This is a genomic window from Thermogemmatispora onikobensis, from assembly GCF_001748285.1.
GTDB lineage: Bacteria > Chloroflexota > Ktedonobacteria > Ktedonobacterales > Ktedonobacteraceae > Thermogemmatispora > Thermogemmatispora onikobensis.
On sequence record NZ_BDGT01000005.1, the window covers coordinates 145,376 to 165,208 of the forward strand.

14 protein-coding genes are annotated in these 19,833 nt (G+C 62.4%); 7 read left to right on the forward strand and 7 right to left on the reverse strand.

Annotated features, from left to right (window positions below; genetic code table 11):
* Positions 1-104 precede the first annotated feature (104 nt).
* Positions 105-533, reverse strand: a complete 429-nt coding sequence (locus BGC09_RS03860) for a hypothetical protein (protein WP_141727621.1) — start codon at positions 531-533, stop codon at positions 105-107.
* Positions 534-614: 81 nt separating this feature from the next.
* Positions 615-1,832 (reverse strand): 5'-methylthioadenosine/S-adenosylhomocysteine nucleosidase family protein, encoded by a 1,218-nt coding sequence (locus BGC09_RS03865; protein ID WP_069802288.1) that lies wholly within the window; start codon positions 1,830-1,832, stop codon positions 615-617.
* Between the two features lie 534 nt (positions 1,833-2,366).
* Here BGC09_RS03865 and BGC09_RS03870 point away from each other — a divergent pair.
* Entirely contained in the window at positions 2,367-3,698 is a 1,332-nt protein-coding gene (locus BGC09_RS03870) for a phosphorylase family protein (protein ID WP_069802290.1), read from the forward strand.
* Positions 3,699-4,178: 480 nt separating this feature from the next.
* A complete protein-coding gene (locus BGC09_RS03875) occupies positions 4,179-5,288 on the forward strand; it encodes a hypothetical protein (protein ID WP_069802292.1) in 1,110 nt (369 codons plus the stop codon).
* Between the two features lie 216 nt (positions 5,289-5,504).
* Here BGC09_RS03875 and BGC09_RS23365 read toward each other — a convergent pair whose 3' ends face one another.
* Positions 5,505-5,633 carry a hypothetical protein gene (locus BGC09_RS23365; protein ID WP_275935488.1) on the reverse strand — a complete coding sequence of 43 codons (129 nt, stop codon included), beginning with the start codon at positions 5,631-5,633 and terminating at the stop codon, positions 5,505-5,507.
* 95 nt (positions 5,634-5,728) lie between these two features.
* Here BGC09_RS23365 and BGC09_RS03880 point away from each other — a divergent pair, with 95 nt between their 5' ends.
* Entirely contained in the window at positions 5,729-6,700 is a 972-nt protein-coding gene (locus BGC09_RS03880; protein WP_069802294.1) for a DMT family transporter, read from the forward strand.
* A 59-nt stretch (positions 6,701-6,759) separates the two neighbouring features.
* On the opposite strand, the gene BGC09_RS23095 is transcribed toward BGC09_RS03880, so the two are convergent.
* The gene (locus tag BGC09_RS23095) at positions 6,760-8,019 is read right to left on the reverse strand and encodes a DUF3761 domain-containing protein (protein ID WP_069802296.1); all 1,260 of its coding nucleotides are present in this window, start codon (positions 8,017-8,019) and stop codon (positions 6,760-6,762) included.
* A 459-nt stretch (positions 8,020-8,478) separates the two neighbouring features.
* Here BGC09_RS23095 and BGC09_RS03890 point away from each other — a divergent pair, with 459 nt between their 5' ends.
* Positions 8,479-11,865 (forward strand): glucodextranase DOMON-like domain-containing protein, encoded by a 3,387-nt coding sequence (locus BGC09_RS03890; RefSeq protein WP_218103951.1) that lies wholly within the window; start codon positions 8,479-8,481, stop codon positions 11,863-11,865.
* 315 nt (positions 11,866-12,180) lie between these two features.
* Here BGC09_RS03890 and BGC09_RS03895 read toward each other — a convergent pair whose 3' ends face one another.
* The 3 genes from BGC09_RS03895 to BGC09_RS03905 all read right to left on the reverse strand — a co-directional run bounded on the left by BGC09_RS03895 (position 12,181) and on the right by BGC09_RS03905 (position 15,906).
* On the reverse strand, positions 12,181-12,825 hold the full coding sequence (locus BGC09_RS03895) for a GerMN domain-containing protein (RefSeq protein ID WP_069802298.1): 645 nt from the start codon (positions 12,823-12,825) through the stop codon (positions 12,181-12,183).
* A 272-nt stretch (positions 12,826-13,097) separates the two neighbouring features.
* Positions 13,098-14,462, reverse strand: coding sequence for a D-arabinono-1,4-lactone oxidase (locus BGC09_RS03900; protein WP_069802299.1), 1,365 nt, complete (start codon positions 14,460-14,462; stop codon positions 13,098-13,100).
* A 253-nt stretch (positions 14,463-14,715) separates the two neighbouring features.
* Entirely contained in the window at positions 14,716-15,906 is a 1,191-nt protein-coding gene (locus BGC09_RS03905) for an amino acid deaminase/aldolase (RefSeq protein WP_069802315.1), read from the reverse strand.
* A 568-nt stretch (positions 15,907-16,474) separates the two neighbouring features.
* Between BGC09_RS03905 and BGC09_RS03910 the strand changes: the two genes are divergently transcribed.
* From BGC09_RS03910 to BGC09_RS03920, 3 genes are read left to right on the forward strand one after another with little or no spacing between them, the layout of a single operon-like run.
* On the forward strand, positions 16,475-17,215 hold the full coding sequence (locus tag BGC09_RS03910; protein WP_069802301.1) for a sigma-70 family RNA polymerase sigma factor: 741 nt from the start codon (positions 16,475-16,477) through the stop codon (positions 17,213-17,215).
* On the forward strand, positions 17,208-18,419 hold the full coding sequence (ribD, locus tag BGC09_RS03915) for a bifunctional diaminohydroxyphosphoribosylaminopyrimidine deaminase/5-amino-6-(5-phosphoribosylamino)uracil reductase RibD (protein ID WP_218103953.1): 1,212 nt from the start codon (positions 17,208-17,210) through the stop codon (positions 18,417-18,419). The genes BGC09_RS03910 and ribD overlap by 8 nt, the downstream gene beginning before the upstream one ends.
* An 11-nt stretch (positions 18,420-18,430) precedes the next feature.
* Positions 18,431-19,756, forward strand: coding sequence for a bifunctional 3,4-dihydroxy-2-butanone-4-phosphate synthase/GTP cyclohydrolase II (locus tag BGC09_RS03920; RefSeq protein WP_069802303.1), 1,326 nt, complete (start codon positions 18,431-18,433; stop codon positions 19,754-19,756).
* The last annotated feature ends 77 nt before the right edge of the window (positions 19,757-19,833 follow it).

Below are 19,833 nucleotides of genomic sequence, written 5' to 3' on the forward strand. Positions count from 1 at the left end.
CCTGGTCACTGTCTGCTTGCTTTATCTGCGACGCGGAACCTCGAATCGATATGATATTACCATAAGCCTTGTGAAGGATGCATTAAAAAAAATAGAACAAATATTCAAATAGGGGTAGAGAGAGCATCGTCGAGGATATCGATGGCATTAGAGAGGGCAATCGCAATATTCTTATATTCGAGATAGAGACGCTTCCGATTCTCATACGTCTGGCGCATATTTTGCAGATCTATAGCGAGATTAATGCTCATCTTTGCCTTATCGATGGCCTCGGTGAGGGAGTGAGTATTTTTGAGGGTAGCCTTGAGGATAGGATTCGTGGCTAGTTGCTCGTAGATGCTGCGTAGCTCTTGATCGAAGCCATTCAAGATAGCGACCCCGATCTCTCGCTGATTGACTTTATAGAGGAGAATAGCGCGGATTTCCTCAAAGCTATCTTTGACGGTGCGTAAGTACTGGTGTGTCCATACCTCATCATCGTTCTGGCCAGGAGAAAAGGAAATATGCGAGTCGTTCATCATGAGTGTGCTCACGCGAGAGCAGTCTCCTGGGGTAATCAAAACCCTGGCCAACCGCGGCCACGGGTTTTATTATAACCCAGGGGATACAGCTCCTTAAAGAGGACGCTTGTCTTGTGACTCAGACAGGCGCTCCAGGCACTCCAGGGCCTTTTGAAGGGAGTGGCACGTCTGCTGGAAGGCCCCCTGGTAAGCGCGCTGCTCCTGTCGAGTGTCTCCGGGAGGGCAGCACTGACGCAGGTGCTCGACAGCCTGTTGAAGCTCCTTGACGGCCTGAGCGAGATTATCGAGGCGCAGGCGCAGGGCGCGATCAGCGGGAGGGTTCATCAAAACCTGTTGCAACTGCGTAGCCAGTCTCTGGAGTTGCTGGCAGTAGTGCCGACATTGATCCTTATAGATCATAGGAGAAGTCAAGAGCATATTCAGGGCCTCGCCGAGTAGCCCCTTGTGGGCAGGAAGCTGCTGCAGAAAGATTGGCAAAGGGGTGGCGTTGGATGGAAGAGCTGTTGTGGAGGACTCGGGACCGACAGGCGGCGTCTCAGGGGCTGGCTGGGTACTGGGGGGGAGCCACTGAGACAGCAGCTCGAAGGCAAAGGCACAGGCATGGGACATGGCCAGCCGCTGATAGCCTTGAGCGTCGCGCTCTTGCTTGTCGTCAAGCTGATCGGAGATTCCTCGCACTACAATAGCCGGGGTCTGGGTCCGATAAGCGGCCTCCATGAAGCCGGTGTCCTCCATCGCCACGGCAACCGCATCGCTATAGTAGGTGCGGATAAAGTGGTAGAGGCCCGAAGCTTTGGAGGTCAGTAAGATGTCGCCAGCAACGAGCGGTTTAGTGTAGCATGCAGGCCTCGGCTGAGGAATGGATGGGAGGCGCTGCAGCCAACTCTCGCTACGGGCGATGCTGCGAGCAAGATCAAGCAAATGCGCATCAGGACGGTGGGGACGTGGGCGAGGCAGAAAGTGCTCGGCTACCTTGCCCGATTCGTAGTCGTAGATCAGCTCAGGTACAACCACGTCGCCTGGGATCGCGTCGCGTAGACTACCGGCAACGCCGATCAGTATGGCCAACCCTGGCCTGGTTTCCACAATAGCACGTGCTGTCACGGCTGAACAGGTCTTGTTCAGCTGCCCACTCTCCTTAAGGATCACTTCGCAGCTCCCCCTGGTGTCCCGGAACTCTCCAATTTCATACTGGCTGTCCGTGGCAAGCAAGAGACGGCTCAAGGAACTCAGATGGCTCTGCACTTCCCGGGCCTCTAGTGACAGGGCTGTGACGATCAGTACACGTTGTTCTTCCTTGTGCTCTCCCATGATGCAATCCTTTCTGCACCATCAGAGATGCCATCTTCCTACTTCAGATATGCTGCAACATCCGGCTTTACTAGAATCGTGGAGGTCATCCTCTCATGTTGCCATCACTCCGTCGATTACTTTCACCTCTGATTGTCCACAAACTCGTTGAATCATATCGCTCTTCTCCAAAATACACTTCGCTTGCTCTCTTGTAAATGGCATTGCCATCAATTCTCACTACTGTTGATCATATGTTGTCGTAAACAAGCAAGCAGTATTTAATAGCTTGCTGATATTCCTAGACAAACAGGCTATCGATTTAAAACGGGCTATACTTCGCGTACAATAGTTCTATATAATGATTAGACAGGATGAGGTGATCAAAATGTGAGCCAGTACGCTGCAAGAAGCGAGAGCCCGAGCGGCGGACTGGGAGGGCCTATGTGAGCCTGTGAGACCCGGCCCGTTCTGCTGCTTTCCTTCCTTTATAGCTATGCTGTACAATTTCTGTTTCTGGAAGACGGTCCTGCGAAGAAGAAAACGAGGTGATTCGTGGCTGTCAACCTCTTCTATCTCTGCGCGCGCAGCGATGACGATGAGCGCCTGCTCGATCAGCTGAAGACCTTCCTCCGCCCGCTGCGCACAGCCGGGCTGATCGACGACTGGGAGCCGCGGCAGCTCCGTGCCGGGCAACTGGTGCGTGAGGAACTCCGTCGTCGCCTGAGCGCCGCAGACATCATCTTGGTGCTCTTAAGCCCCGATCTGCTCAATGATCCGTTCTACCCGGAGCTACGGCAACTTGCCTGGGAGCGTCATCAGCGTGAGCCTGGGCGTGTGCGTCTCTTTCCTGTGAAGCTGCGGGAATGCCCTTACGAGCTAGAGCCGTTTGCCGATCTGGTCATTTTCCCTCCCAATGGGCGAGCGCTGCACGCCCTCCCGCCGGCGCAGCGCGAAAAGGAGCTGAAAAATCTGGCCTTACAAATTCGCATGCTGGCTGAGGAGCTGGCTGCCGGCGAAGGAGGGCAGGAGAGACCTGGGCCGGCGGCAGCGCCTGTGGCTACCTCCTTTGGGCCTGTCTCCCAGGCGGGCGGGAGCCAGACGGCGGAGAGTCGCCGCAGCGGCTCGACGCTCTCCGCTCAGCGCTGCGATGTTCTGCTCGTGACGGCCACCGATGTCGAGGTGCGAGCTGTGCGCGAGATTGCCCTGCGTGAGTGGGGCGCGCGTTTCGAGCGTCAGTATGGTCGGATCGAGACCTACTACTTTTTAGGCGAGATCGGTGGGGCTGCCACCTGGCTGCTGCGCACCGAGATGGGAACCCTGGGCGCCGGCGGGGCGACGCTGGCGGTCAGCGAAGCCATTCGCTCTCTGAAGCCGGCAGCGGTGATCATGGTGGGGATCGCCTTCGGCCTGCGACCCGACGAGCAGCAACTTGGCGACATCCTGGTCTCGCGGCAGCTCATGAGCTACGAGCCGCAGCGCGTTGGCTCCGGCGCCCACGGTGAAATGGTTCTGGTGCCGCGTGGAGACCGCGCCACCGCCTCGCCGCGCCTGCTGAGCCGCTTCCGCGATGCAAAGCTAGACTGGAACGGGGCCGAGCCGCATTTCGGCTTGCTGCTGAGTGGCGAGAAGCTCGTCGATCATCCTGACCTGCTCAAGCAGTTGCTGGCCATCGAACCCGAGGCCATCGGGGGCGAGATGGAGGGTGCCGGCCTCTATGCGGCGGCCATGCGCGAGCGCTGCGAGTGGATCGTGGTCAAGGCCATTTGCGATTGGGGTGACGGTCATAAGCGCGAGAACAAGGCTGAGAACCAGCGCCGCGCTGCCGACAATGCGGCCCGCTTCGTGCTCTCTGTGCTTGGCAGTGGAGGTCTGAAGCCCTCCTAGCCTGGTCGGCGCTGATCTTGCTCGCTGGCCTGCTGGCGGCAGGTGGTCTGGTCCGGTGCCCGGTCACCGGGCTGGTCCTGCCGGAAGGAGGAAGGTGAGCCGGCTGGCCTGCTCCGGGTCGCCGCCTCGGCCCCGCGTGAGGCAGCCGCAGTACTGCTGGACCAGGGCGGGCCGGTGGTGAGTCTCCTCTGTAGTAGACTACGGGCGAGCTGCACACATGTTGGATCTGAGAGAGGAGCAATGCTGACCAGGGATGGTGCTAGGATAGTTGGTTGCCATCATCCTGGAAGGCCGTCGCGAGAGCTGTGGCACAAGAGCGCTATTTCTCTGAAACACTCTTTCCCGAGCTGGAGTCGCTGCCAGTAGAGGTGCGGCCTGAACGCAGCGGCACCTTTGCCGACAATCTGAGCCTGCCTGTGCATCGCTGGTTCCGTTATCCGGCTGGCTTCTCTGCCCTCTGGGTGCGTCAGCTTCTGCAGCGTGAGCGCAACCAGGGTCGAAGCCGAATATGCTGGTCTGGAAGCTCTGGGTCTGGAAGCCCATCCCTTCCTCGTACGGGTAGCGGAGGCGAAGCTGCACTGGCGAGAAGAGGTCTCCTTGCTGCGACGAGCTGCCTCCGATCTTGTTGCTCTGGCTCGGACGCTGCCGCCAATTGCCGAGGAGCCGTCTGAGCTGCTACTCAGATGCTATCGGCCTGAGACGCTCCAGCGGCTGAGACAGTTGCAACGGGCCTGGCAGGAGCAGATGTCTGCCTGGCCTGCGGCACTCTCCGCACTCCTCTGGCTGGCGCTGGCCGCTATTCTGCGTCCCTGTGCCTCGGTAGGAACGGCCCAGTGGCAATATGTCCTGCCTTCTAAGACAAAAGCCCAGGTTGCTGATCCTTTTGAGGCCTTTCTCTCCCGGGTCGAGATGATGGCCGATGACATGTCCTGCTGGCAACGGCAGGCGCGAGATGGCAAAGGGCGCATCTTGCGAGGCGATGCACGCACCTGCGAGGGAGTGCCTGCCGGCTGGGCCGAGCTGGTGATTACCTCTCCGCCCTATGCCAACAACTATGACTATGCCGATGCCACCCGTCTGGAACTCTGCTTTTTTGGGGAGATCGAGCGCTGGCGTGATCTGCAGCCGGCCGTCCGTCGCCATCTGGTTCGCTCCTGTACCCAGCACGTCAGTGACCTGGTGAAGGAGACCGATCAGTTGCTGGCTGATCCGTTGCTGACCCCGTTGCAGCCGGAGCTGAGGGCCACCTGCACGTGCTTAGAGGAGCAGCGGCTCTTGCATGGCGGCAGAAAAGCCTACCATACCATGATCGCCGCCTATTTTCTGGATATGGCCCGCAGCTGGCAGGCGCTGCGCCGTGTTACCGCCGCAGGGGGGCTGGTCTGTCTGGTGATAGGGGACTCTGCCCCCTATGGGATTCATGTGCCCGTGGAGCAATGGCTCGGCAAGCTGGCCCTGGCCAGCGGCTTCCGCTCCTGGCGCTTTGAGCCGCTGCGCGCTCGCAATGTCAAATGGCAGAATCGTAAGCATCGTGTCCCCTTGCATGAGGGGCTGCTCTGGATTGAGGGAGCATTGCTACTGGCTGGCTGAGAAGTCATCTCTTGCCCTGACCCCGAACAGCAAGGCGGCGCGCGATGGCCAGGAAGGGGAACGGCGTGCGCCCGTTCACCGAACCGGGATGGGGCCGTCACTGCTGAGAAACCAGAGCGGCAAAGCATTCCCTGGCCACCCGCCTCCGCCTCGTGAGAAGGATACGCAGAGATTGTGCAAATGGATTACCGCACTTACGCAGAGTCCCCCAACGTTTCAGCAAACGATACCCACCGCCATGAGCGCTGCTGCTTGCTGCTCAACCTGCTGCAAAGTATGAACAAAAGCCGGCTCCAGTCTGGACGGTTCATTCGCCCCCGCTGCTGCGCTAAGTATGAGCGGCATTGGCCGGCCTCCTCCCCGGCACCTGGCTGGTGAAAAGGAGCGCGGGCCTGGGTTACACTTACCTCTATTGGTATTTGGCAATGGAGGTTGCAACGATGCATTCGACCAAAGCGGGCGAGGCCCGGGCCGCCTTCTCGCTGATCGTCACCCTGCTACTGTGGGCCTCGGCCTTCGCCGGCATTCGCGCAGGTCTGCAGAGCTACTCGCCCGGTGCCCTCATCCTGCTGCGTTTTCTCGTCGCCTCGCTGGCCCTGGCACTCTATGCCCTGCTCACGCGCATGCGCCTGCCCGCCTGGCGCGACCTGCCCGGCCTGCTTGTGCTCGGCCTGATAGGCATCACCGGTTACCACGCTGGCCTGACCTTCGGTGAGCTGACCGTCAACGCCGGCACAGCCAGCTTCCTGGTGGCCTCGGTCCCCTGCTTCACGGCCTTGCTGGCCCTGCTCGTACTGCGCGAACGCCTGACGCTCTGGGGCTGGCTGGGCATCACCATCAGCGTCGTAGGCGTCACCATTATCTCACTTGGTGGCAAGGAGGGTCTCCACTTCACCCCCGGCGCCCTGCTGGTGCTGCTCGCCTCGCTCTGCGAAAGCGTCTACTTTATCGTCCAGAAACGCTACATGCAGCGCTATAGCAGCAGCGAGATGACGGCCTACACGATGTGGGCTGGAACACTCTTTATGCTGCCTTTCGCGCCAGCCTTGCTACACGATTGGCCCCAGGCGACACCGGCGGCGACGCTGGCGGTAGTCTATCTGGGCCTCTTCCCGGCGGCCATCGCTTACGGTACCTGGGCCTTCACTCTGGCTCGCCTGCCAGCCTCGTTGGCCACAAGCTTTCTCAATATTTCCCCGCTTCTGGCCCTGGCGATTTCCTGGCTCTGGCTGCACGAAGCTCCCACACTGCTCGAACTGCTCGGAGGACTGATAGTCATTGTGGGGGTCTTGCTGGTGAATACGCGCGGCAAGGTGCCGTCGGCCCGCGCGGGGCAGCAGGCTTCCTCTCCTCTCCAGGCTGGCATTGAGACCGAGATGTGCACTGCGGAGAGCTGCCGCGTCGGCGACTGAGGCTGACCCAGCCCCAGCCTGCCGACGCGACGCGACGGACGAGCGTATGGCCTGGCAGTCTAATGGGCGTAAAGAGGGCGCCAGACGCCGCCGTGGCCCGAGCAGACGCCGCGGATGCCGCCCGATTTGCTGTACATGCCGTCGCTACACTCGACGACGTAGCCTTTGCCCTCCCAGAAGCTGGAGATGCAGTCGAAGTAGCTGCAAAAATCGGCAGGAGGCGAGTAGATGAGACTACCGTTGGTGGGATCGAAGTTGTAGCCCCAGGGATTGCAGTTGACGCCAGGGCAGGGTGTGGGGGTGGGTGCCTCGGTAGGCACGGGAGTAGGCGTCGGTGTGGGGGTGGGCGCCTCAGTGGGGGCAGGTGAAGGCGTAGGGGTAGGTGTGGGTGTTGGTGTGGGGGTGGGTGCCTCGGTAGGCACGGGTGAAGGCGTAGGGGTAGGTGTGGGTGTCGGTGATGGGGTAGGTGTCGGTTTAGGCGTTGGCGTAGGCGTTGGTGTGGGGGTGGGTGCCTCGGTAGGCACGGGTGAAGGCGTAGGCGATGGTGTGGGTGTCGGTGATGGGGTAGGGGTCGGTTTGGGCGTTGGCGTTGGTGTTGGCGCACGGGTCGGAGCAGAGGTCGCACCCGGCTTGCGTGCTGTTGGGGTTGGGGTTGCGCTGCTTGCGGTAACCGTGCTGCCAGCAGTTGGTGAAGCCGCCAGGGAGACGGCGCGGTTCTCCGCCGGGACTGTGGGAGAGGCCGATGGCATGCTTGCCTGGATGAAGCTCTGACTCAGCATGCCCGCCAGGCAGGAGCAGAGGGCGCAGAGTAGCAGCAGGATGCTCCCCCCTACCCCGAAGGCCAGACGTTGCCTCGCTCCCCAGCCGCGCCAGACTTGCAGCAGGGCTCTCTCCTGGGGGGGGGCGGCTGCCTCAAGATAGTGGCGTCCGGCCTGACGCAGGTAGATCAGGGGCATGATCACGAGGAGCAGATAGAGCACCCCGGTCAGGAACTTACGCCAGCGACCTCGGGCTGTCCACGGCTGCCCGCCACCCGGTTGCCAGAAGTGTCGGCCATCAGTGAGTAGAATCAGAATGTTCACCAGCAGGAAAAGGAGCAGACTCAGGAGACCACAGAAAACAATGCTGAGGCCGGCCTCTCGGCCCAGTGTGACACTGACCAGGCTCGCCGCTAGAGCCAGCAGGGCGGCCAGCCCATACAGCAAGATGAGGAGCAGGAGCCACCCGCCTCGCTGCGGCAGCTGCTGCCAGGGAGTGTGCCCCGTCGCGCCAGATCCCTCCGGCAAATAGGCTGCTCCTGCCGTCGGCCACGATTGCATGCTTGTCCTCCTCTCCGCGAAGATGCTCTCACAACTATTCCTCTTCCGTTCGCTCTGTCTAGCACGACAGTGGCAAAAATATATATGATCAATATATTTGCAACTGTCAATGAATAGGATATAAGTATTTTTATCTAGTTATTGTAGAGATAAATAATATTTGTGGTAAGAAGTAAAAAGTAAGAAAGAAACTGTCTTGAGAGTCTGTGGCGTAAGCGCGTTCGCCGCCCGGCTGGTATGTTGCACTGTCAGGGATCGGCCTGCCTTCGGTGCCGCTTCCTTTGTGTGCTGTGTGTAGCACAGAAATGGGCACGATTCTTGCAACTATGGCTTTCCAGAAGGAAACTGCCTCAATGGGGAGCAGGGAAGAGAGAACAGGGCAGAGGGAAGAACGGCCAGGAGGAGAGAGACGCACCTGGATAGTGTAGCTCCCACCTCCGCTCGAAGGTAAAAGCTGCTATGATTGCCGAAGAGGTTCAACGCATGCAGCGTCTGATGCATGGAAGGAGCCAGGACGCCAGTTCCGGCTATGATGCCTGGCTGAGGCAGCCGGCACCGACACGCCTGATCCTCGCGCTACTTTGCTGTGCGCTGCTGCTGGTCCTCCCTGGTGGCTCTGCCAGTGCCCAGGCCCGGCAGCCCTATCGTCTGGCCCCCGATGGACCCGGGGCCCTGGCCTATTTCGACCTGGCGCGCAAGGACTGCGTCGGCACAGCCCGCAATACGACCTCCAAAGTCTGGTTTACCCTGGCCGACGGTGTCCTTAGCGACGTCTACTATCCCACCATCGATAACACCAATGTGAAAGCCCTCCAGTATATTGTGACCGATGGGCAGACCTTTACCGACCTGCAAACGCGCGATACCACCTATAGTGTGCAGCTGCTCGATGGGGCGGTCCTCGACTGTCGCGTGGTCACGACGGCTCGCAGCGGTCGCTATCGCATCGTTACTGATTATCTGACCGATCCGGCGCGCGACAGCGTCGTGATCCACCTGCGCTTTATGCCCCTGGTTGGCAGCCTGAGCGACTATCATCTCTATCTGTATTTCGATCCAACGATCAACGGTAACGGCGGCGGCGGCTCCGGTAACGGCGGAGCTGACAGTGCCCTAACCGATACCTCGACCGGTCAGCCGCTGCCTGTGGCTTTCGACACCAATACTCACAGCAACGCGGCCAACCGTAGCTATGCTGTGCCGGTCTATGCTGCTCTCGCTGCCTCACGACCTTTCTTGCAGGTCAGCAACGGCTTTCTTGGGGCGGGCAGCGATGGCCTGCTGCAGCTTGAGCAGTCCCACGCCCTGACGCAGAGCTACGACGAGGCCGACGATGGCAACGTGGTGCAGACGGCCCAGCTGGACCTGAGTCACGGAGCCGAGCTAACTGTCGCCTTGGGCTTTGGGACCACGCGCACAGAGGCTCTGCAGGCGGCGCGCGGCTCGCTGACAGTTCCCTTCGCGCGTTTGCGTGCCGACTATGTCGCCAGCTGGCTGCGCTATGACGCTGGGCTACGTCCGGCGCCCCGCCTGCCGGGTGTCGATGACGCCCAATGGCAGACGCTGCGACGTGAATACTATCTGAGCGCCAACGTTATCAAGGCTTCCGAGGACAAGACCTTTCCCGGTGCCATCGTTGCCAGCCTGGCTTCACCCTGGGGACAGGCTGTCTCCGCCGGCGATCCCAACAATCTCTTCTTCGGCTCCTATCGCGAGGTCTTCGCGCGCGACCTCTACGAAGCCTGGACCGGCCTACTCCTGGATGGCGACCTGCAGACGGCGCGCGACGCCGTCACCTTCCTGTTCTACCATCAGCAGCGTCCTGACGGCTCCATGCCGCGCAATAGTCTGCTCAACGGTCAGCTTGCTCCCGATTCCTTCGGCACTCAGCTCGATGAGACCAGCTATCCGATCCTGATGGCCTATCAGCTCCACATGACCAGCGCCGATCTCTATCAACATCATATCAAGCCTGCGGCCTATTTTGTGATGAGCCACGGCCCGGCCTACGGGGTGGAGCGCTGGGAAGAGCAGAGCGGTTACTCGCCCTCGACGATCGCCGCTGAGATCGCCGGCCTGGTGGCGGCGGCCCAGATCGCCCGTGCCAATGGCGATGAGGCCAATGCGCGGCTCTGGCTGGGGGTGGCTGACGACTGGCAGCGCTCGCTGGAGCACTGGGCTGTGACCACTAATGGCCCGCTGGCCAGTCACCCGTACTATATCCGCCTGTCGAAAACGGGTGATCCCAACGCAGCCATTAGCTATAACCTGGGCAATGGTGGCCCGACCCTCGATCAGCGCAGCGTCATCGATGCTGGCTTCCTGGAGCTGGTTCGTCTCGGACTGAAGCCGGCCAACGATCCAGTGATCGCCGAATCGCTGCCGGTGGTCGATGCCACCATCAAGAGCCAGACAAATAGCGGTCCGGGCTGGCATCGCTATAACGGCGACGGCTACGGCGACGCAGCCAGCAATGGACATCCCTGGGCGCCCTCCGGTGTCGGCACGGGCCATGTCTGGCCAGTGCTCGACGAGGAGCGCGGCGAGTATGCCCTGGCCAACGGCGATCTGGCAATGGCGAGCGGGCTACTGGTCACCATGCAGCGCTTTGCCTCGGGCGTGGGCCTCATTCCTGAACAGGACTGGGAGCTACCCGACCTGGCTCCCTCGCCTTATGGTACTGACCCGACGGTGGCCTCCATCGGCTTCCAGAATGGCCATCCCGCCGGCTCGGCCTCGCCACTCACCTGGGCCGAAGGGGCCTTTGTGCGCCTTTTCCTCGACCTGGGCGCTCGCACCCTGCTGGAGCGACCCGCGGCGACCTATACCCGCTATGTGCTGCAGCATCCGGGCCAGGCCGTGCTCAGCATCGCCTCCCCCGGCGATCTGACGGCAGTCGATGGCTCACCGGTCACAGTGCGCGGCAGCTCAGCACCGGGCAATACGATCTACGTAGCCGGCACCAATACCGATAACAACAGTCAGACAGCGCTCGTGAGCACGGTCGCTGCGGCGGACGGCACCTTCAGCGTCCAGCTGCCCATCAGCGGCGGCACCACCGTCATCACCGTGGTCGCTGTCAGCCCGCAGGGGGCCACAGCCCACGCCACGCGCACTATTGTCTGGGATTACACACCGGGCACCGTGCTGCTCGACGTCAGCGATCCTGCGGGAGATGACAACGGGCCGGGCAACTATGCCTACCCGACCGCTGGCGATTTCCACGCTGGGGCCTTCGACATCCTGGAGTTTCGCGTCATCGATAGCGGCGACAGCATCGTCTTCAAGCTGAAGGTGCGCGATCTGATGCCGACCTTTGGCAGTCCGCTCGGGGCCCAGCTCATCGATGTCTACGTGCACGATCCGAATGCCGCCCCCAGCGACACCTCGACGGCGCCGTCCTTCCCGCAGCGCAACTATGTGATTGCTGCCTCGGCGGCCTGGAGTCGGCTCATCGAGGTCCAGGGCTTTGGACAGCGCTACATCGATGCGCAGGGCACAACTCTGGCAAGCGTCAGCATCAGCGCAAACAGCATCTCGCACTTTATCACCTTCAGCGTCCCAAAGGCCAGCCTTGGTCAGCCTGGATCAGGCTGGGGCTTCACGGTCACCCTGACGGGCCAGGATGGCTTCCAATCGGATCAGGCGCGCGCTTTCACCAGCACGCCTGGCCCCTATACCTTCGGCGTCTGCTCCACGGCCAGCAGCGACCCGCACTGCGCCGTTGATCCAGGTACGGTACCGAAGGTTATGGATACCCTGACGCCGCCCGGCCTGCAGCAGGCCGACGAGCTGGACTATACGCGCCATCAGCCAGTGGTCTTACAAGACATAATCATTCCCTAGTTGTGCTTCTTCCTTCGGGTCGTCCTTGCCCGCGGGGGTCTTGGTGGCGCTCCTCGGCCCGGAACCCCGGTCCGGAGGCTGAGGAGCGCCTGCCCCGGTGCTTTCAAGCAGCATTGCACCACATCCGGGCACAGGTACAGAGGAGGCGGAGCCGTCCCATCCCCCCAGGGGATGAGACGGCTCCGCTGCGTTGCGTTAGGGAAGCGATCCCCCTGTACAAGACAGGAAAGGAGCACAGCGTGGAGAGATGAGGAATCTGCGACTGCGCCTGGGCTGGGCGGCGCATCTCTCCTACAGCCTGACCTCTGATCGAAGCTAGCTCAAGCAGCGATCCAGTCCACTCTCGTCGCCGAAGCAGTGGCCGTCGCGCGTCAGAATCACCACCCTCCGAATGCCAGGGAACTGCGTCAGGGTCGCTGTGATCTCGGCCTGCACCCGTGCATCAGCACCAATGCCGGACGAGGTAAGCTGACGGCAGAAGCGCACAGTGGCTGTACCAGGCTCGCTGCGGCTGCCGCGCTGGTTCAGCGTCAGGGTGAAGTCTGGACCACCGACCGGCAGCGGGGCCGCGCAGTTCGAGGGGCCGCTCAGCAGCGTATTCAGCTCGCTGAAGAGGCCAGCGCTGCGCTCGCTGGGCGTCGGTCCGGCGATGAGCATCTGCAAGGCAAAGGTGCCCACAGAAAGCGTCGGCGAGATGCGCTCTACCGGCGAGACAGCGGTTGGATCGCTCGTGACAGAGACAGGGTAGCGCGAGAAAAAGACCTTGATCGGGTAGCCGCCTGACGAGGGGGTGCTGGCTAGCTGACCCTGCACCATCGGAGCGGCATTGGCCTGGCTCTGAGAGTGACCAGCTCCGCTTGTTGGCAGTAGCCAGACCGCCAGCGCCAGACTGAGGACGCTCAGAACCAGAAACAGCGGACGGGCCGAGGTAGGGCGTCTTTTGGCTATCTTTCTAATCATTCACTTTTTAACCTTTAATTTTTTGGGATATGCTTTAAAAGAGAGTATACATGACAAAACAAGAGATGGATGAGAGATCGCTCCCGCCTCGACCGGGCGAGCGGAGCAGGTCACGACGGGCCTGCCGCTGTACGACCCTGGCCTGATAAGTGCTCGCTTCCTTAAAAAAAGTATGTCTGTTGGGGCCGGGAGCCAGCAATGGAGCAGCTCACAGTCAGATTGTGAACTGGATCACACTGCCGACTCCTCTCCTGGCTGACTGGCTGGCCTGATCAGGAGGAAGCAGGCTCGGGCTGGCTGGTGGGTGTGGGAAGCGGCTCGTCGACGGCGAACAGCTCGCGCAGATAGGGGTTCAAGAAGATGCCCTGGGGATCGAGCTGGGCGCGCAGGCGGCGAAAATCGTGCCAGCGCGGGTAGAGGGCTGCCAGTTCTTCGGGGCGGCGCGTATGGATCTTGCCCCAGTGCGGGCGCCCTTCGTAGCGGCGGAAAATGGCCTCTACGTGGCGGAAATAGGGCTTGTATTCCATCCCCTTATACATATGCACGGCCACATAGGCTGAGTCGCGCCCATAGGCCGGGCTGAGCCAGATGTCGTCTCCCTTCACGAAGCGGCACTCGACTGGGAAATGCACCTTAAAGCGCTGCTCCTCAATGCAGGCGCGAATCTCCTCAAGAACGGGTCGCAGCTGGTCCGCCGCAATACTGTACTCCATCTCGACGAAGCGCACCAGGCGCGGCGTGGCGAAAATGCGATGGGGATAGTCGATCTCGTCAACGCTGGCCACACCCAGGGCCGAGATGCGGCTGACGGTCGCCGAAAGGGTTGGTACCAGGCGATTGGCCTCCGATAGCAGCCAGAAGACGCCGTTCTCCAGCATGAGCTGGTTCACGTTGCTCCACAACCGGCCCCAGCGACTGTTCTGGCGGACGGCTTCCTCCGTGGTGTTGATCCACTTCGCTTGTACCCAGGGCGTGTATGGGAACCAGAAAAATTCGAAGTGCTCGTTTTCCTCGCGGTAGCGCTCCAGGTTGTCCAGGCAATCCTCCAGCGAGGCGCGGCGTCCGATGTAATGTAGGGGACGGGCTGGCACGACGCGCAGGGTGACCCTGGCAATGACGCCCAGGGTGCCGAGTGAGACCTGGGCGGCCTTAAAGAGGTCGCGGTTCTCTTCTTCGGAGCACTCGATGAGGTCGCCGCTGGCGGTGATCAGGGTCAGGGCTACCACCTGGGTGGAGAGCGAGCCAAAGCGGAGACCCGTGCCGTGGGTGCCGGTGCTGATGGCCCCGGCGATGCTCTGTACATCGATGTCGCCCAGATTTTCCTGGGCCAGGCCGTGGGCGAGCAGCAGCTCACCCAGGCTCCCAAGGCGTGTGCCAGCCAGCACGACTGCCGTACCGCGCTCGCGGTCAACTTTCTCCAGGCCCTGCAGGTGGTCCAGGGAGAGCAGCACGTCGTCGCTCTCGACGAGGGGGGTGAACGAGTGACCGGCGCCCGCGACGCGCAGGTGACGCCCGGCGCGCCCACACTCGGCGACGGTCCTGGCTAGCTCTTCCAGGCTCGCTGGCTGGATGATCTCCGGTCGACAGGCAACGGTACCTGACCAGTTCCGCCAGCTCTCTTTCTCTCCGGCAATCATCGCCTCTGCTCCTTCCTTCTTGTCTGCTTGCTTGCTTACTTACTTACTTACTTGCTTGCTTGCTTGCTGGTGTGCTCTTCTGCTCTCTCTTACCTTGCCTGCTTGCTGCCTTCCATGCTTCTCTTGCCTGGTCCGCCGGGGGATTTCTTATAGTTTAGAAGCAAGACGCCGGGCCTGGCAAGAGTCGGGGGCGGCCTGTCTCACTGCCAGTGGCTGCCTGCTCTTGGCGGACTGCCAGCCGCTGGGCCGCTGCTTAGAGAAAGCAGTGGCCGTCGCCGCGGTAAGTGGTTACCTCGTCGACAATGCTTCCATTGCTGACCAGCAGCAGGTGAGTGAAGCGCTCGCACAGCTCGCCGGCCTTGGCGTGACGCAGAAAGATCGGATCGCCCAGGGAGAGCATCACGGGGCCGCTGTAGCGGATGGGAGTCTGGACCTCGCCGGCGCCCTCGGTAGCGATGAGCTGCGCCCCCTGGGGCAGATAAGGCTGCGGCAGCTTGTCGGGACCTGCGGCGCCGGAGGCGACGTAGCCCCCGCCGAGGCAGGTATAGATCTGCGGATGCGGGCGGCGCACGATCTCAATGGCGAAGCCTGCCGCTGGCTGATAGCGGAAATTGCGATAGTGATCGAAGAGGGTCGGGCCATAGAAGGCCGAGCCGACGGTGATCTCGCTGACGCTGGCTTCCAGGCGCGTTGTATGCACGCTGCCGGTGCCGCCGCCGTTGACGAAGCGCACCTGGGGGGCGTATTCCTTGATCAGGGCCACCAGTGCGGCGCGGCGAGCGGCGATCTCGCCTAACGAGCGGCGCTTGAGCCAGGTCACCAGAGCGTTCTTGAGGGCCTGGCCCGGATAGCGATCGCCAACCCCAGCGATCTGGGCCTCGTAGCCCATGATGCCATCGAGCCAGACATGGGGTGAGGACATGATCCGCTCGATGACCGGGCGCACCTGTTCCGCCGTGCGTAGCGGCGAGCGCCAGACGCCGAAATGCAGCCCGGGGAAGTCGACGGCCATGTCGATGTCGAGGCAGAGCGGCAGGCGCACGCCGTAGCGGCGGGCCACGCCCTCGATCTGTTCCACGTGAGCCAGGCTGTCGACCATCAAGGTGATGTGGGTCCCTTCCGCGCTAGCGCGTGCCACCGCTGCGATATCCTCCTCGTGCCAGGTCGGATAGCCGATCAGCAGGTCGTCCAGGCCCTGGCTGGCCAGATAGACGGCCTCGCGAGCGGTGAAGGCCATAATACCCTGAAAGGTCGGCTCGGCTGCCAGAAGGCGCTTGATGATGGTGACACTGCGTAGCGACTTCGAGGCGATGCGCACCCGCTTGCCGCCGGCGCGCTCGCGTGTCAGACGAATGTTCTCCTCTAGCAGGTCCAGGTCCACATAAGCCAGAGGCAGGGGACGCCCGCGGAAGATCTCGCGGTAATACTGGTAGTCGCGGAGCATGGTTTGCGCCTGCTCCTGGCCGCGCTCAGGCGCGCTGGCTGGGGAGGCAGCGCCGTTGCTGGGTAGAACGGGAGATCGCTCCGCGCCGGCGACTGGCAGGTATGACGGCTGGATCTGAGGAGTCTGTGGAGACTGAGGCTCTGTCATAGGCGGTTCCTCCTTGTGCCGGCGGGGCGAGACGAGGCGAGACGCGAGAAGGCGATAGAATAGGCTGCGCTCTCCTCTTCTGAAGCCCTGTTCAATCGTAGCATTGTCGCCTCTGAGAAATCAAGCGTATGGCTGCTGGCTGGCAGCCGCACTGAGCAGAAGGATGGCAGCAAAGCTGTCACAGAAGAGGGGGCTGACTCGTCTCCTCTAATAGAAAGCAAAAATAGAGAACGATGTCTTCGGGGCAGGGTGAGGGATGTGAGCCAGCGCTCAGGAGCTGACTGAGCCGATGGCCTCTCCCAATTCCCGATCGGCGGTATAGCCCGTACGCCCCCGCGCTCGCTGTCGCATGGCAGCGCGAGGGCATGACCTGGGGAAGTTCCAGGGCCGACGGTATAGTCCGATAGGAGAAGACTGACGATTGGAAGAGTTCGATCGCTATTATCCTCTGCTCTTTGCCACTGCGCGTAGCCTGCTGGGCAGCTGCGATGAGATCGAGGATATTATCCAGGAAAGCTACATCCGCTATGCTACAGCAGCGGCGCAGCAGATAGGCTCGCTACGCGCCTATCTGCAGACGATCGTGACGCGCCTCTGCCTCGATCGCCTCAAATCGGCCCGTGTGCAGCGCGAGCAGCCCCTTGGCCTTTGGCTGCCGGTTTCGGAGGAAGGGCCGAGGACAACGCCAGAGCCGGAAGCGCTGGTTGTTGAGACCCTTGAACAGCGTGAGGCCCTGGCGCGTGCTCTCTGGCTCCTGCAGGAGCGGCTCAGTCCCGCTGAACGGGCCGTCTTTCTCCTCCACGAAGCCTTTGCCTGTCCCTACGACGAGATCGCCCGCCTGCTCAACAGAAGCGCCAGCGCCTGCCGCCAGCTCTTGCACCGAGCCCGGGCGCGGCTACGTGCTGCCCAGGCCCAGGCTCGCTTCAGCGTGAAGCCCGAGGAGCATCACGCCCTCTTGAGCAGCTTCCTGATGGTCGCTCAGGGTAGCCCGCTGCAGTGCCTGGTTGAGACGCTGCTGCCCACTGCTGAGGTCCCAGGACCGGGGACGTCGGGGACGGAAGCCAAGGCCGTATTTGCACAAGAAGCGGCCCCGGCTCCCGTTGTCGGACAAAAGGAGCCGCTGGCGCTGCCTGCTCTGGAGGAATGCCATGCCCATGCCTGAAGAAGGGCCTGCCATTCTGTTGAGCGAACTGGAACGGTCCCTGATGCTGCGAGCGCTGGCGCTGGCGCGCAGCGTCGAGGGGCGCACCAGTCCCCGCCCGCCGGTGGGGGCTGTCCTTGCGCGCCACGGGCAGATTGTAGGTCAGGGAGCGACGGCTCCGCCCTATGGACCTCATGCCGAGGTCGAGGCGCTGCGGGCTGCTGGCCCACAGGCCCGAGGGGCCGATCTCTATGTGACATTAGAGCCGTGCTGCATCGCGCTGCACACGCCGCCCTGTACCGAGACCATCATTGCCGCGGGGGTCCGGCGCGTCGTCGTGGCCGCTCGCGATCCCAACCCGCGGGTCGATGGGCGCGGACTGGCGCAGCTCCAGCAGGCCGGGGTAGAGGTTGCGCTGCTGGACGAGGATGATCCCCAGGCCCGGCAGGCGCGCGAGCTGCTGCGTCCCTTTGCCACCTTTGTGCGTAGCAAGCGCCCCTATGTCACGGCTAAATGGGCCATGACCCTCGATGGCAAGATGGCGGCCTATACTGGCGACTCCTTCTGGATCAGCGGATCACCAGCTCGGACCTGGGCCCACGAGCTGCGCGACCGCGTCGATGGCATCCTGGTGGGAGCTGGGACGGCGCGCCGCGACGATCCCTTGCTCACCGTGCGCCTGGCCGCCAGCAGCGAGCGCAGACCACGTCTCCAGCCGCCGCGACGGCTGATCATAACCAGCAGCGGCCAACTCCCGCCACAACTACGACTGCTCAACACGCCCGAGGCTGGAGAGACCTGGCTGCTGATCGGCGAGCAGGTTCCCGCCGAGCAACGCGCAGCCCTGGCCCGTCCGGCTGTACGTCTCATCGAAGTGCCCTGTGAGCCGACGGGGCGCGTTGATCTCCGGCAGGCCCTGCAGCGTCTGGCTGCCGAGGACCTGATGCATATCCTCCTCGAAGGCGGGGCCGCCCTCACAGGCAGCGCCTTCGACTGTGGCTGCATCGATCACGTCGCCGTCATCGTCGCGCCCGTGCTAATCGGCGGCGCTGGCGCCCCAGTCCCTCTCGCCGGCCAGGGCCTGCCCAGCCTGAGCCTGGCGGCCACGCTGCGCGATCGGTGCACCCAGACTCTGGGCGACGACCTGCTGATCGAGGGCGAGGTCTGCTACGCCCCTGCCGCCCCGTCGGAGGCAGAAGTAGTGCAGAACCTGACGAGAAAGTGAGAGATCATGTGATGCCAGCAAACCACCTGTTAGAGACCGATGACCTGTGGCTCTCAGTGCCTGCCGCCGTTCGCCGGCTGCAGGCCGGCCAGATGATCTTGCTCTGCGACGACGAGACACGCGAGCATGAGGCCGACCTCTGCCTGGCGGCCCAGTTCGCCACCACTGAGCGCATCAACTTTATGCTCCAGCAGGCGCGCGGCCTGCTCTGTGTGGCCCTGGCCGGCGAGCGGCTCGATGCCCTGGCTATTCCTCTGGCCGAGCGCGCCAACGCCCCCCTGCAGGACACCGCCTTTACGGCCTCCGTTGATGCCCGCCGCGGCACCACTACTGGTGTCTCCGCCCGCGATCGCGCTATAACCGCTCGTCTGCTTGTCGACCCAACCGCACAGCCAGAAGACTTCGCGCGCCCGGGCCATCTCTTCCCACTGCGGGCCAATCCAGCCGGCACCCTGGGCCGGCGCGGGCACACCGAGGGAGCGGTTGACCTCATGCGTCTGGCCGGCCTTGAGCCAGGGGCAGTCATCTGCGAGGTCCTTGATGAAGAAGGCGAGCCGGCGCGTGGTGCCACTCTGCTGCGCTTTGCTCAGCGTCACGGCCTGGGCCTCATCACTGTAGACGCCATCTCCCGCTTTCGGCGCGAGCAGCCTGTCATCCTGGTCAATGAGACGCGCCTGCCGCTACCTGAAGGCGACTTCCGCCTTTGCCACTATCGCGACACACGCCAGGGGCGTGACTACCTGGCTCTCATTTTGGGGGAGCTTGATCGGGGCGACCTGCCGCCGCTGGTGCGTCTCCACTCGGCCTGCACCACCGGCGAGGTCTTTGGCTCACAGCGCTGCGACTGCCAGGCCCAGCTCAGGCAGGCCCTGGCTCTCATTGGCCGCGAAGGGCGTGGCCTGCTGCTCTATCTTCCCCAAGAAGGGCGTGGCATTGGCCTGGCCGGCAAACTGCACGCCTACCGCTTGCAAGACAACGGCTCCGACACCGTGGAAGCCAATGAGCGTCTTGGTTACCCTGCCGACGCGCGCTCCTACAACGAGGGCATCGCCATCCTGGCCGAGCTGGGCCTGCGCCGCCTGCGCCTGCTCACTAACAATCCGGCCAAGTTACGGGCCTTACAGACCGCCGGCCTCCAGGTCGAGCGTGTCGCGCTGGAAATCGCTGCCAGCGAAGAGAACCGCGCCTATCTCGACACTCGTCGCCGGCGCCTGGGCCATCTTCTCACGATCTCTGCGGGATCAGGCCCAGGCGCGTGTGAGACCATCAGCCAGACGAGCCACGATGGCTGGAGAAGAGAGGAGGAGGAGCATCATGTCAGAAGCCATCAGCGCTGAAGAGCGGCCCGACGGCAGCGGGCTGCGCATCGCCCTGGCCGTGGCCCGGTACCATCCGCAGATCACTGGGGCCATGC

Bases quoted from the DNA above. Each gene is read 5' to 3' on its own strand.
- BGC09_RS03865 (WP_069802288.1), bottom strand. From the start codon at position 1,832: ATGGGAGAGCACAAGGAAGAACAACGTGTACTGATCGTCACAGCCCTG.
- BGC09_RS23365 (WP_275935488.1), bottom strand. From the start codon at position 5,633: ATGCCGCTCATACTTAGCGCAGCAGCGGGGGCGAATGAACCGTCCAGA.
- BGC09_RS03880 (WP_069802294.1), top strand. From the start codon at position 5,729: ATGCATTCGACCAAAGCGGGCGAGGCCCGGGCCGCCTTCTCGCTGATC.
- BGC09_RS23095 (WP_069802296.1), bottom strand. From the start codon at position 8,019: ATGCAATCGTGGCCGACGGCAGGAGCAGCCTATTTGCCGGAGGGATCT.
- BGC09_RS03890 (WP_218103951.1), top strand. From the start codon at position 8,479: ATGATTGCCGAAGAGGTTCAACGCATGCAGCGTCTGATGCATGGAAGG.
- BGC09_RS03895 (WP_069802298.1), bottom strand. From the start codon at position 12,825: ATGATTAGAAAGATAGCCAAAAGACGCCCTACCTCGGCCCGTCCGCTG.
- BGC09_RS03900 (WP_069802299.1), bottom strand. From the start codon at position 14,462: ATGATTGCCGGAGAGAAAGAGAGCTGGCGGAACTGGTCAGGTACCGTT.
- BGC09_RS03905 (WP_069802315.1), bottom strand. From the start codon at position 15,906: ATGCTCCGCGACTACCAGTATTACCGCGAGATCTTCCGCGGGCGTCCC.
- ribD (WP_218103953.1), top strand. From the start codon at position 17,208: ATGCCTGAAGAAGGGCCTGCCATTCTGTTGAGCGAACTGGAACGGTCC.
- BGC09_RS03920 (WP_069802303.1), top strand. From the start codon at position 18,431: ATGCCAGCAAACCACCTGTTAGAGACCGATGACCTGTGGCTCTCAGTG.